The organism is Bacteroidales bacterium (assembly GCA_035353855.1).
GTDB lineage: Bacteria > Bacteroidota > Bacteroidia > Bacteroidales > CG2-30-32-10 > DAOQAK01.
Genome location: DAOQAK010000022.1, coordinates 41,911 through 55,354, shown reverse-complemented (window position 1 = coordinate 55,354; position 13,444 = coordinate 41,911). Strand labels below are relative to the sequence as shown.

Below are 13,444 nucleotides of genomic sequence, written 5' to 3'. Positions count from 1 at the left end.
TTTAACCATTGGGTTGTTAATTATTTTTTCTATTTTTGTTCAGCATTAGTATAACATAAAGAAATTAGAAGAATATTATTCTGGTATTTTGCAAATTTCTTTAGCTCGTTCAGGAAGATATAAGCTTATTCGAAAAGATTTCGAAGGTGCTAGAAAGGATTATTTGAAAGCAATTTTTTATAAAGGGATACAAAATAAAGTATGGAGATTAAGGGCAATAATTGGATATATTTTCAGTTTATTTCATTCTGACGTTGAAAGTATAAGTAAATTTTTAGGAAAAAAATCATATAAGTAAATGATTTCAAAAAACTTTTTTAAATCATCTTTAATATATTCTTTAATTGGAGCATTACCCTTTGTTTCAGGGTTAATTCTTCAGATTATTTTTATTTCCAAATTAACAAAAGAACAAATCGGAATGAATACATTTTACCTTGGTATTTTGTATTTAGTGCAGATTCTATCAAGTTTCAGTTTAGAAACATTTATTGGAATTAATTATTTCGATTATAAAAATGATTTAAATAAATTAAAATCATTTATCGGAACAATTATGATTACTCTTATTATTTTGGGATTGATTGTTATTTCAATATTTTCAGTAGGTGGAGATTTCTTTTTTAAATTAGTTTTTCAAACAATTCTTAAAAGTAATGCAGAAATTATTTTCTATCCCTGGGGGTTAATGACTGTTTTCTCAGCTGTGTTTACTGGGTTTCTGAAAACATATTCAAGTTTATTAATTAATCAACAGAGACCAATAAGATTTTTCTGGATTAATATTTTAAATTTTTCTTTCACAATGATTATTTCAATTTCATTATTGTTTGCATTTCCATATACTTTGGTTGGACCAATGTGGGGCAGGCTTATTCCAACTATTATATCATTTGCAACAATAATGTTTTTTATTATTAAAGAATATAATTTTAAATTTAATTCTGAATATCTGAAAGGCATGAAAGCATTTTGCTTGCCAATGTTCTTTTGTGCTGTTTTTATATGGATTGTTGGAAACATAGATAGGTATGTAATTGAGTATTTTTTAAAAGATGTTTCTCTTGTTGGTGTTTTTGATTTAGCTATTAAATGTACTTTGGTCATTGATTTCTTACAAGTTGGTCTTGTTAATACAATTCACCCCAAAGTATTCAATATTTGGAAGGATAATAATTTTAAAGAAAGCACGACCGAAGTTAATAGATACTACAATAGCTTATCAGCACTAACATTAATTTTAATTCCATTAATTTTAATTTTTGTTCCACTTTTATTTCCAATTGTTGTTAAGAATAGTTTTTTTTATCAGATATATGATTACTTGCCAATTCTATGTATGGGCTTTGCAACAAGAGTTTATTTCTATTTATTTTTAGCTCCTATATATTTTTTTAAACAAACAAAAGTTTTACCTAAGGTGTTTTTATTTTCAGCAATTTTTCAAATAGTTTCCAGTGCAATCTTAGTTAAATATTTTGGTTTGATGGGTGCTGTATGGGCTAATTTTATTATTAAACCTATTCAAGCGTTATTTCTTTATTTTGAAAGTAGAAAAATATTTAAATTTAAGTTTAATAAAATGAAATTAATATATCTTCCTTTGTTTTTTATAATAATGGTTATTTGTTCGGAAATATTATTTTATCATGAGTATTTGTTACAAAAATCAATTTGTATTTTAGTGATTACCTCCTTTTTAATTTATATAGTTTATAAAAAGGAACTTAAAATGTTAATATTGCAAATATTAAGAAAAGGAAAATATATTGATTATTAATAAAAAAAATCGAGACTTGTAAGAATTCTATCTCGTATATTAAGCAAATATTTCGACAAGCTGAATAATAAATTTAGGAATTTAGTGAGAAATAGTTTATGCCTTTTTTGATAATTTTCCTGCATTTTTAATACTTGCATTCAGCTCAAATCCTATCAGAAGCACAATAGAAATAATATATATCCACATTAAAATAATAATTAATGTTCCGATAGATCCGTATAGCTTATTGTATTGTGAGAAATTTGAAATATAGAAATTAAAGCCTACTGAAGATAGAATAAAAAGAAGAGTTGCTAATGTTGAACCTGCAGAAATAAAACGAAATCGTTCTCTTTTAGCTGGTGCCAGGTAATACAAAAATGAAACAATAAAAAAGAAAAGAGAACAAACAATTATCCATTTAATGATAGTTAAAGCATAAAATGTAAATTCTGATTCGATATAATGATTATTCAACAAATATTTAAGAAACCATGAACCTGTAATAATAAGTGTTATCGCAATTATGATAAGTGTAGAAAGAATAAGCACTAGTAATAAAGCTATAATTTTTTGTTTAATATAGGAGCGCGTTTCATTAACATGAATAGAATTATTAAAAGCAAGCATTATTGCGCTAACTCCATTAGTCGAAAAATAAAGCGAAGCTAAAATACCTATTGATAATAAATTTCCATGTTCAATTTTAATAATATCTTCAAGTGTTCCAATGGCTGCGGAATAAGTATCTTTTGGTAAAATACTTTTGAAAAGAGCAAGCAAAGTATCTTGAAATCCTTCTATGGGTATATAGGGTATTAATGTGAAGAAAAAAATAATTGTAGGAAACAAAGCCAGAAAAAAAGTAAATGAAAGCGCTGATGCTCGTGTTGTAATAGCTCCTTTCCATATTCCTTTGAAAAAAAAACTGGCAACATCATATAAAGGCATATGATCAAAGCCGGGAATCACTATTCGTTTTGTCGATTTTAAAAAGCGAATTACAACACTATTGCGAAAAAGAATATATGAAATTTTATCCCAATTCATTTATAAAACAAGGTTTTGTTAAAAAGCTTTAAGGCTCATATCAAGGCTTTTGATATGATGTGTTATTGCTCCGACTGAAATAAAATCAACTCCGCTTTCAGCGTATGCTTTGATATTTTCTTTTGTAATTCCACCAGACGCTTCAGTTTCAAATTTATTGTCAATCAATTTCACAGCTTCTTTTATTAAAATAGGAGAAAAATTATCAAGCATAATCCGATGAATATTTCCAATTGCGATAATTTCTTTTACATTGTCAATATTACGAGCTTCAATTTCAATTTTTAAATTCAATTTATTTGTTTTCAAATACTGCAATGTCGAATTTATTGCTGGTTCAATGCCTCCAGCAAAATCAATGTGATTATCTTTAATCATAATCATATCATACAAACCCATCCTGTGATTATAACCACCTCCAATGCGCACAGCCATTTTTTCAATTTCACGAAGTAATGGAGTAGTTTTTCTTGTATCGAGAATTTTTGCTTTAGTCCCTTTAATTAATTCAACCAATTCATGAGTAGCAGAGGCAATACCACTCATACGTTGCATGAAATTAAGAACCAATCTTTCTGCTGATAGGATTGAGATAGAAGAACCTTCAACCGTAAAAGCGATATCACCTTTTTTTATTTTACTTCTATCTTTTAGAAAAATATTAACTTTAAGATCAGAGTCGACTTTATTAAAAACTTTTTGTGCAATATCAACACCTGCAAGTATTCCTGAGTCTTTAATTAAAAGGCGTGCTTTACCTTTAGCGTTTTTCGGGATACACGAAAGCGAAGTATGGTCGCCATTACCAATATCTTCAGCAAGAGCATGCCTGATTATTTCATCAATATTCATGACAATATATTTATTCAGATTCAAATTCCAGTTTTTGTATCAGGTAATTTGTACCTGATTTTTTTAATAAGAAATATGTACGGTATGAACCGGAATCGGCGGTATAAGTGCCAATTGCATAAAGTGAGCCATCGTTTGATGAGCCATTGTGATTAACTGTAAATGTTTTTGGGGGATTCTTTGTAAAAAAATCTTTAAGAATAAGTTCTGCTTGTGTTTTACTAAAAGTGCCTTCATTATTAGGAATGGCAAGGTCAATTGTAGTATTAAAATATTTTGCCACATCAGTTGAATTTCCTTTTTTTATTGCATCAGCTATAACAGTAATTATATCATCTTGCTTATATATGGTTATTGAAGCAAGAATAGAAGTAGTAATAGAAAGGGTCAGTATTATAATGAATGCTTTCTTCATTTTACTGTTTTTTATAAGGCACACTTAAAACTCAAATTTTGAGCCAAGTATACCATGTTCGATGCAAATATAAAAAACAAATAATAAAAATGTAATAGTTAATTTTTTTATTTTTGGGTATTGATTATTTTATGAAGATAAAACTGGTACTTACAGGAAAAACAGAAGAGAAATATATAATTGAAGGATTTTCTCTTTATGAAAAAAGAATAAAGCATTATATTCCATTTGAAGTGTATGTTTTGCCCTCGGCTAAAGGGTCGGTAAAATTGGCTCCGACACAAATTAAGGAACAGGAATCGACTTTTCAAATGAAAAATATTGGTGACAGTGATTATATTGTTTTGCTTGACGAACTTGGGAAGGAGTATCGTTCAATTGAATTGGCTTCTTTTATTCAGCAACGAATGAACAGCAGTGTTAAATGTCTTGTTTTTTTAATAGGAGGGTCATACGGTTTTTCACAGGAAATGTATAAAAGGGCAAATATGAAATTATCTTTATCTAAGCTTACATTTTCGCATCAGATTGTAAGATTATTGTTTATGGAGCAATTATACAGGGCTTTCACAATAATCAAAAATGAACCTTACCATCATGAAGGATAAGGTTAAGCCTATTGAATATTCGTATTAGTTTAAAGAATATTCTGAATCAAAAATTAGTATTACTTATATTATTGCATTTGCTGGGTTTTACCTTTGAAACGCGGCCATTAATAATTCAATATCCTGGTAAGGTAGGTTGAAATGTTCTCCAATATATTTATTTGTAAGTATTCCATTATATAAATAACCTCCTTGCCGAATGCCATAATCATTTTTAAATAAATTATCAATACCACCTTCTTCGCCCAAACGTAATAGTATTGGAGCGAAGAAATTACTTAAAGCATATGATGCAGTATGTGGGACTTTTGATGGAATGTTTGGAACGCAATAATGTGTAACTCCAAACTTTTGAAAAACAGGTTCGGTATGATTGGTTACATATGATGTTTCAACACAGCCGCCCTGGTCGATACTTACATCAATGATTACCGAGCCCTTTTTCATTTCGGTAACCATCTGTTCGGTTACCACAATTGGTGAACGGCCATCTGAATTATGTAAGGCGCCTATTACAACATCAGCAGTTTTGAGCGATTTTAAAAGAACCTTTGGTTGTATGATTGATGTAAATATACGTGTGTTCAAATCATTTTGCAATCGGCGTAGTTTGTAAAGAGAATTATCGAATACTTTAACTAATGCTCCTAGTCCCATTGCTGCACGGGCTGCAAACTCGCCAACAGTACCAGCACCAATAATAACTACCTCTGTTGGCGTAATACCTGAAAAACCTCCAAGCATACTACCTTTCCCATATTGTGGATGGCATAGATATTCGGCGGCAATTAACACGGATGTGTTTCCTGCTATTTCGCTCATTGCTTGTACAACCGGAAATGAACCGGTTTTATCTTTGATCATTTCATATCCGAGAGCTGTAATTTTTTTTGCAATAAGTTTTTTAAAATAATTTTTATTCTGAATTGAAATATGTACTGCTGAAATCAGTGTTTGACGGGGTTTCAGCATTTCAATCTCTGCTTCCGATGGAGGTGCAACTTTGAGAATCAGATCAGCTTTAAAAACCTCTTCAGGTGAGTATACTATTTTCCCACCTTGTTCACTGAAATCATTGTCGGTGAAATGCGCTGAGATTCCGGCATTGGTTTCAATCATTACCTGGTGTCCGTTCTGTGTCAATAAGCCTACGGCTACAGGAGCCAGAGCGACCCTGTTTTCCTGGAATGATGTTTCTTTTGGAACCCCGATTGTAATACTTTTTTTATGCTTTTTTATTTCGAGCATTTCTTCCTGAGGCATTAAATTGCCTGCCTGCCCAAGTGAATAAAATTCAGGTTTTATTTCCGGCATAAATTTATTTTTAGCCATTAAAGTTATAGATTTTTTTTGAAAAAAAATTAAAATCGAAATATTCTTTTTCCATTTGATTCTTCAATATGGATAATAATACTGTTTTCGGGGAGTAAATCAATGATTTTTTCAGGCCATTCAATAAAACAGTAATGTCCGCTGTATAAGTATTCTTCACATCCTATATCAAAGAATTCTGTTGAGTTTTTTATTCTGTAAAAATCGAAATGATAAACAGGATCATTAGTTTCTGTGAAATACTCATTGATAATTCCGAAAGACGGACTATTAGTAATATCTTTCACTTTGAGAGCTTTGCATAATTCTTTTATGAATGTGGTTTTCCCAACTCCCATTTTCCCGAAAAATGCAAATATTCTTGATTGAGGATGCTTTTTTATAAGCTTCTCGGCAATACCAGGCAAATCAGAAATATGAACACAAATAATTTCCATAAACATTATTTTGGTGAAAGAACAACATAAGGAATCATCATTTCTTCCATGGAAATTCCTCCATGTTGAAATGTGTTACGGTAATAACTTACATAATAGTTATAGTTATTGGGGTATGCAAAGAATTTATTTTCTTTCGCAAAAACATAAGAAGTACTCACATTAACACGCGGAAGAAAAGCATCCTGGGGATTTTTTATTTCGAATACATCTTTCTTCTCATACTGAAGCGACTTACCGAGTTTGTATCGAAGATTAGTATTGGTGTTTTTATCTCCAACAACCTTTGTAGGATTTTGAACGCGTATTGAGCCGTGATCAGTTGTTATCATTAAATGAGCTTTTTTCTCGGCAACAAATTTAATAATATCTAACAGTGGTGAATGTTCAAACCACGATAATGTTAATGAACGGTATGCTGCTTCGTCATTGGCTAATTCTTGAATCACTTCCATTTCAGTACGTGCATGTGAAAGCATGTCGACAAAATTATATACAATTACATTCAGCTTATTCGACATCATGTTGGGCAGGGTTTCTACGAGCTTTTTCCCGAACGATAAGTTTAAAACTTTGCTGTAAGAAAATTTAATATCTTTTCCAAATCGCTTTAATAGCATGGCAAACAATTCTTCCTCGTGTTGATTTTTTGTTCCTTCATCTTCTTCGTTTAGCCAAAGTGTTGGATAAATTTTTTCTATTTCAGTAGGTAGCAATCCTGCAAAAAGTGCATTCCTTGAATAATGTGTAGCCGTTGGTAAAATGGAGAAATAAAGTTCGTCCTCAACTACCCTGAAATAATTTTCAAATATAGGTTGCAATACCTTCCATTGGTCGTATCGCAGGTTGTCAATAACAATAAGGAACACCGGAGTAGAGCCGGTAAGAATAGGAAATAATTTTTCGCGTAATAATGTGTGAGAAAAAATAGGTTTATCTTTTGCCACTCCATTTAGCCAAGGAATATAATTCGATTCAATATATTTTGAGAATAATGAATTGGCTTCGGTGAGTTGTGATTTTAAAACTTCATTCATTCCCTGGTCGTCGGATTTTTCAAGCCTCAGATCCCATTGTGCTATTTTTTTGTAAACATCGGTCCATTGATGATGATCAAGCTTATCCATTAGAGTTGCCCATATATTGCGGAATTCCTGCTGATAGGTTGATGTTGTTTTTTCACTGACCAGCCGTTTCTGATCGAGAATTTTTTTTATGCAAAGTAATATCTGGTTTGGATTTACCGGTTTTATCAGGTAGTCGGCAATATTGGAACCAATAGCATCATTCATTATACTTTCTTCTTCGCTTTTGGTTATCATTACCACAGGAGTTGCCGGTGAAAGATTTTTCAGCTGAATCAAGGTTTCAATTCCTGAAAGCCCCGGCATATTTTCATCAAGAAAAATAATTTCAAAAGTTTGTCGCTTTGCCAATTCTATAGCTTCATTTCCGCTATTGGTTGTAACAACTTCATAACCTTTTTCTTCAAGGAAAATAATATGTGGTTTTAAAAGTTCAATTTCATCGTCGGCCCAGAGTATGGTGATTTTTTCCATTTTAAATAAATTTATAATGATAAGTTATAACTCAGAATATGAAATAATATTGTAAAAAGTTGTAATATTGAAAATCATTATTAATATTATTGCAAAATAACAAAATAAGTGGAAAGAATACAGTTAAACAAACGAAAAATTTTTAATGACCCGGTATATGGGTTTATATCAGTAAATGATGAATTACTGTTTGATTTAATAGAACACCCGTATTTTCAGCGTTTGCGTAGGATAAAACAACTCGGTTTAACGCATATGGTATATCCCGGTGCACTGCATACACGTTTTCATCATGCTATGGGCGCTATGTTTCTTATGGGTGAAGCTATTGAAGTGCTAAGAACGAAAGGTCAGGAAATTTCTGAAAAAGAAGCACAGGCTGCCAAAATTGCAATTTTGCTTCACGATATCGGGCATGGGCCTTTTTCACATACATTGGAAAATTGTATTGTTTACAATCATTCTCATGAGCAGCTTTCAAAGTTATTCATGGATCGATTAAATAAATATTTTCATGGGAAATTAAAATTGGCCATTGATATATTTAATAATAATTATAAAAAGAAATTCCTTCACCAGCTTTTATCGGGACAGCTTGACGTGGATAGGCTTGACTATTTGAAACGCGATAGTTTTTTTACCGGAGTTTCAGAAGGAGTTATTAGTACTGAGCGTATAATTAAAATGATGAATGTAGTAAATGACAAACTAGTTGTTGAAGCTAAGGGGATTTATTCTATTGAAAAATTTATAATTGCAAGGCGACTTATGTATTGGCAGGTATATTTACATAAAACTGTTCTTGCTGCTGAATTTTTATTGGTTAAAATTCTACAGCGTGCCAGAAGTCTTGCTGATAAAGGCGTTGAGTTATTTTGTACACCAGCTCTTAAGGAATTTCTTTATAATAAATATTCGCTAACTGATTTTGAAAAAAAATCAGGATTACTCGACACTTTTGCACAGCTTGATGATTTTGATATTTATGCTTCAGTGAAAGTTTGGTGCAATCATCCTGATTTTGTTCTTTCTTCGTTATGCGACAATCTGGTGAACAGGCATTTATTCCATATTGAAATGCAGAATAAATTATTTCCCGAAAAACAAATAAAAGAAATAAGGTTGAAAGTTGCTAAACAATTGAAATGTGAAAACCAGGATGCTGAATATTTTGCTTTTTCAGGTAAGGTGGAAAATAATGCGTACAGTTTTCAAAACGATAAAATCAATATTCTGTTAAAAGATGGTTCAACTCTTGATATTGCAGAGGCTTCTGATCAAATGAGTATATCTTCGATTTCAAAAACAGTTACAAAATATTATCTTTGTTATCCTAAGTTTATCTTGAAAAACTGTTGATAATTGTTAGATTATTTTTTATCTCAGTTTGCTGAAAAATTGCTAAATTGCACAGCTTTTCGTAAAAAAACGATATGAAATTTTCTGCAAAACATATTGCCGAATTGCTGAATGGTAATGTAGAGGGCAATGAGAATGCTGAAGTCAGCAGGCTGTCAAAGATAGAAGAAGGGAGCGAGGGTTCGTTAAGTTTTCTGGCTAATCCGAAATATACTCAATATATTTATAACACTAAAGCTTCTATTGTAATTGTAAATAAGGATTTTATTCCTGAACAAAAAATATCTTCCACACTTATTCGTGTTGAAGATGCATACCAGGCATTTGCTAAACTTCTTGAAATATATAATCAAATCAAATTAAATAAAGCCGGTATTTCGAAACATGCATTTATTTCTGAAACAGCAAAGATTGGAAAAAATGTATATATAGGTGAATTCGCTGTTATTGGTGAAAATGTTTTGATAGGTGATAATGTAAAAATTTATCCGCAAACATACATTGGTGATAACTCGCAGGTTAATGAAAATACATTAATTTATGCCGGCGTGAAAATATATACCGATATTCATATTGGTAAAAATTGCACTGTCCATTCAGGTGTGGTAATTGGAGGTGATGGGTTTGGCTTCGCACAGGAAAAGGCAGGGAATAATTATATAAAAGTTACTCAGATAGGAAATGTAATTATTGAAGATGATGTTGAAATAGGAGCTAATACTACAATAGATCGCGCAACGATGGGTTCAACAATTATTCGCAAAGGAGCAAAACTTGATAACCTTATACAAATAGCACATAATGTTGAAATAGGCGAGAACACTGTTATTGTTTCACAGGCAGGCATTGCCGGCTCAACAAAAATTGGCAAGAACTGTATGATTGGCGGTCAGGTTGGTATTATTGGTCATCTGCATATTGCCGATAATGTAAAAATTGCTGCACAATCAGGGATTCAGAAAAATATCAATGATGAAGGTGCAATTATTCAGGGTTCACCTGCTTTTAACGTTCATGATTACCAGAAATCATATGTCCTTTACAAAAAGCTTCCCTCCTTATATAAGCGGCTTGATGAGCTTGAACAAAAATTGAAAGAATCAAAATAGAAGACTTGAATATAAATTTTTCATAAGCTGATTAAACATATTTTTTATATGAACAGCGGGTTGTCATTTTTGTTTATTTTTTAATATTTTCATACATTTGCGCCGTTATGGTAAAAAAACAGAAAACAATAAAAAACCCTATTACCGTATCCGGTGTGGGATTACATTCAGGAGAGGAAGTGAACATTACATTTTTACCTGCTCCAGTAAATCATGGGTATAAATTTCGTAGAATCGACCTCGAAGGAAAACCAATTATTGATGCCGATACATTTAATGTTGTAGATACATCAAGAGGAACAACAATTGAACAAAATGGAGTTCGTGTTCAAACGGTTGAACATACTCTTGCCGCATTATCAGGGCTGGAAATTGATAATATTTTAATAGAGCTTGATAAACCCGAACCGCCAATTCTTGATGGCAGTTCAAAAATATATGTTGATGCTTTGATTAAAGCAGGAATTGTTGAGCAGGATGCCGAAAGAAAATATTTTAAAATATCAGAAAATATATTATACCGCGACCCTGTAAAGAAAGTTGAAATTATTGCAATTCCTTCCGATGAATTCAAAGTATCGGTAATGATAGATTTTGAAACCAATGTTCTTGGAACACAAAATGCATCAATAACTGATATGAGTTGTTTTACTGATGAGATAGCATCATCACGTACTTTTGTTTTTCTTCATGAACTGGAATCACTTGTAAACAATAATCAAATTAAAGGTGGCGATTTGAATAATGCTATGGTTTTTGTTAACAGGGTCATTTCTGATGAAGAACTTACACGGCTTGCATCATTATTCAAAAGAAAAAAAGTTGAAGTTCTGAAAGAAGGAATCCTGAATAATATTGAACTTCGTTATAGTAATGAGCCTGCACGTCATAAACTTTTGGATGTAATAGGCGATCTTGCATTAGTGGGAATGCCTTTAAAGGCGCATATTATAGCTAATCGGCCAGGGCATCATTCCAATGTTGAATTTGCAAAAATAATCCGACAGTTAATTCGTCAAACAAGAAATAAAAAAGAGGCTTTTCAGTATGATGTAAATGCAAAGCCTATTTATGATATTAATCAAATTAGAAAAATATTACCTCACCGTTATCCATTTTTATTAATAGATAAAATCCTTGATATTTCAGATTCGCATGTTATCGGATTAAAAAATGTTACAGCAAACGAAGAATTTTTTACAGGTCATTTTCCATCTGAGCCTGTAATGCCTGGAGTTTTGCAAATAGAAGCCATGGCACAAACAGGAGGCGTATTTTTTCTTCATCAAAAACCCGATCCTGAAAATTATAATACGCTCTTTTTAAAAATTGATGATGCAAAATTTAAGCATAAAGTATGTCCGGGCGATACTCTTATTTTCGATTTGAGGCTTATCTCACCACTAAGAAGAGGCATATGCCAGATGAAAGGAATTGCTTATGTCGGAAATAAAATAGTTATGGAAGCTGAATTAACAGCATTAATTTCAAAAAATAAAGAATCATGAATCAACCGCTAGCATACGTTCATCCTCAAGCTAAAATTGCCAACAATGTAGTTATTGAACCTTTTGTTACTATCAGTAAAAATGTTGAAATTGGCGAAGGTACCTGGATAGGATCAAATGTTACAATTATGGAAGGTGCTCGTATTGGTAAAAATTGTAAAATTTTCCCCGGTGCTGTAATATCTGCAATTCCCCAGGATCTGAAATATGGCGGAGAAGAAACATTAGTTAAAATTGGCGATAATGTTACTATTCGTGAATTTGTTACTATTAACAGGGGAACCAAAGCTAGCTTTGAAACAGTAATCAATGACAATGCATTGATAATGGCTTGTGCACATATTGCGCATGATTGTGTTGTTGGAAAACATTGTATAATTGCTAATGCCGCATTATTGGCAGGTCATATCAATGTCGATGATTATGCTATTGTTGGCGGACAAGCTGCTGTTCATCAGTTTTGTAATATTGGCGCACATGTTATGATTTCGGGAGGTTCTCTTGTTAGAAAAGATGTGCCTCCATTCACTAAAGCTGCTCGTGAACCCCTTTCATTTGTCGGGATAAATTCTATCGGGCTTCGAAGAAGAGGTTTTTCCCCTGAAAAAATTAAAGAGATACAGGATATTTACAGGGTAATTTACCTGAGAGGTTTTAATGTTACTCAAGCGCTTGCAATAATTGAGGCTGAAATGCCTGCCACATCTGAACGCGATGAAATCATTTCATTTATTACCAATTCCAGTCGTGGAATTATGAAAGGTTATTCAAGACTTAACTTTGAAAGATAAATCACCCAATAAATAAACATGAGGATAATCCTCAATAACATTGGAAAAAAATTTAAGAACGAATGGATATTTCGTCATCTTGATTTTGAATTTTTATTTTCTCAAAATTGCGCAATAATTGGTGCAAATGGTTCAGGGAAATCAACCTTATTAAATATTTTATCTTCCCGTTTGACTCCTGATGAAGGAAGTATTACTTATGAATTAAACGGACAAGCCCTTCGAATAGAAGATGTATTTCAACATATTTGCATATGCTCGTCATATATTGAATTCATTGAAGAATATTCATTATTGGAAAATATTCGATTCCATTTCTCTTTCAAAAAACCGCTGGATAATTTTTCAGAATCAGATATTGTTAAAATAATTGGAATAAAAAATTCGGAAAATAAGATCTATCATGATTTTTCATCTGGTATGAAGCAACGGGTAAAACTTGCTTTGGCTATCCTTTCGGATGTTTCATTTGTATTACTTGATGAGCCTTGTACCAACCTTGATGCTGAAGGGATATTATGGTATCAGCAAATGATAGAAAAGTATTCAGGGAATAAAATAATAATTGTAGGTTCCAACGAGCAAAAGCATGAATATTCTTTTTGTAAAAGCAAACTAAATTTAGCTGATTATAAGAATTAATAATATCGGAAAAACAGATT

The 13,444-nt window shown here is 31.7% G+C and carries 13 protein-coding genes; 7 read left to right on the top strand and 6 right to left on the bottom strand.

Features of this window, described 5'->3' with window-relative positions:
* Positions 1-298 precede the first annotated feature (298 nt).
* Positions 299-1,780, top strand: coding sequence for a polysaccharide biosynthesis C-terminal domain-containing protein (locus PKK00_07300; GenBank protein HNW98202.1), 1,482 nt, complete (start codon positions 299-301; stop codon positions 1,778-1,780).
* A 96-nt stretch (positions 1,781-1,876) separates the two neighbouring features.
* Here the strand turns inward: PKK00_07300 and PKK00_07295 are convergent, their stop codons facing one another.
* Genes PKK00_07295 through PKK00_07285 form a run of 3 tightly spaced genes read right to left on the bottom strand, consistent with a single transcriptional unit; the run spans position 1,877 to position 4,079 of the window.
* Positions 1,877-2,812 carry a YihY/virulence factor BrkB family protein gene (locus tag PKK00_07295; GenBank protein ID HNW98201.1) on the bottom strand — a complete coding sequence of 312 codons (936 nt, stop codon included), beginning with the start codon at positions 2,810-2,812 and terminating at the stop codon, positions 1,877-1,879.
* An 18-nt stretch (positions 2,813-2,830) separates the two neighbouring features.
* Positions 2,831-3,682, bottom strand: a complete 852-nt coding sequence (gene nadC, locus PKK00_07290; GenBank protein ID HNW98200.1) for a carboxylating nicotinate-nucleotide diphosphorylase — start codon at positions 3,680-3,682, stop codon at positions 2,831-2,833.
* Complete coding sequence (locus tag PKK00_07285) at positions 3,675-4,079, bottom strand: DUF4783 domain-containing protein (protein ID HNW98199.1); 405 nt, start codon at positions 4,077-4,079, stop codon at positions 3,675-3,677. The genes nadC and PKK00_07285 overlap by 8 nt, the downstream gene beginning before the upstream one ends.
* A gap of 131 nt (positions 4,080-4,210) precedes the next feature.
* On the opposite strand from PKK00_07285, the gene rlmH reads away from it, so the two are divergent.
* Entirely contained in the window at positions 4,211-4,687 is a 477-nt protein-coding gene (gene rlmH, locus PKK00_07280) for a 23S rRNA (pseudouridine(1915)-N(3))-methyltransferase RlmH (GenBank protein HNW98198.1), read from the top strand.
* 87 nt (positions 4,688-4,774) lie between these two features.
* On the opposite strand, the gene PKK00_07275 is transcribed toward rlmH, so the two are convergent.
* From PKK00_07275 to PKK00_07265, 3 genes are read right to left on the bottom strand one after another with little or no spacing between them, the layout of a single operon-like run.
* Positions 4,775-6,001 (bottom strand): alanine dehydrogenase, encoded by a 1,227-nt coding sequence (locus PKK00_07275; protein ID HNW98197.1) that lies wholly within the window; start codon positions 5,999-6,001, stop codon positions 4,775-4,777.
* Positions 6,002-6,048: 47 nt separating this feature from the next.
* Positions 6,049-6,456 carry a tRNA (adenosine(37)-N6)-threonylcarbamoyltransferase complex ATPase subunit type 1 TsaE gene (tsaE, locus tag PKK00_07270; GenBank protein HNW98196.1) on the bottom strand — a complete coding sequence of 136 codons (408 nt, stop codon included), beginning with the start codon at positions 6,454-6,456 and terminating at the stop codon, positions 6,049-6,051.
* Between the two features lie 5 nt (positions 6,457-6,461).
* Positions 6,462-8,015: a bifunctional response regulator/alkaline phosphatase family protein gene (locus PKK00_07265; GenBank protein ID HNW98195.1), complete on the bottom strand. Its 1,554-nt coding sequence runs from the start codon at positions 8,013-8,015 to the stop codon at positions 6,462-6,464.
* A gap of 117 nt (positions 8,016-8,132) precedes the next feature.
* On the opposite strand from PKK00_07265, the gene PKK00_07260 reads away from it, so the two are divergent.
* The 5 genes from PKK00_07260 to PKK00_07240 all read left to right on the top strand — a co-directional run bounded on the left by PKK00_07260 (position 8,133) and on the right by PKK00_07240 (position 13,424).
* Complete coding sequence (locus PKK00_07260; GenBank protein ID HNW98194.1) at positions 8,133-9,374, top strand: HD domain-containing protein; 1,242 nt, start codon at positions 8,133-8,135, stop codon at positions 9,372-9,374.
* A 74-nt stretch (positions 9,375-9,448) separates the two neighbouring features.
* Positions 9,449-10,483 (top strand): UDP-3-O-(3-hydroxymyristoyl)glucosamine N-acyltransferase, encoded by a 1,035-nt coding sequence (gene lpxD, locus PKK00_07255; GenBank protein ID HNW98193.1) that lies wholly within the window; start codon positions 9,449-9,451, stop codon positions 10,481-10,483.
* 107 nt (positions 10,484-10,590) lie between these two features.
* Entirely contained in the window at positions 10,591-11,991 is a 1,401-nt protein-coding gene (locus PKK00_07250; GenBank protein HNW98192.1) for a bifunctional UDP-3-O-[3-hydroxymyristoyl] N-acetylglucosamine deacetylase/3-hydroxyacyl-ACP dehydratase, read from the top strand.
* Positions 11,988-12,782 (top strand): acyl-ACP--UDP-N-acetylglucosamine O-acyltransferase, encoded by a 795-nt coding sequence (lpxA, locus tag PKK00_07245; protein ID HNW98191.1) that lies wholly within the window; start codon positions 11,988-11,990, stop codon positions 12,780-12,782. Before PKK00_07250 ends, lpxA begins: the two co-directional genes overlap by 4 nt.
* 18 nt (positions 12,783-12,800) lie before the next feature.
* Positions 12,801-13,424 carry an ATP-binding cassette domain-containing protein gene (locus PKK00_07240; protein ID HNW98190.1) on the top strand — a complete coding sequence of 208 codons (624 nt, stop codon included), beginning with the start codon at positions 12,801-12,803 and terminating at the stop codon, positions 13,422-13,424.
* The last annotated feature ends 20 nt before the right edge of the window (positions 13,425-13,444 follow it).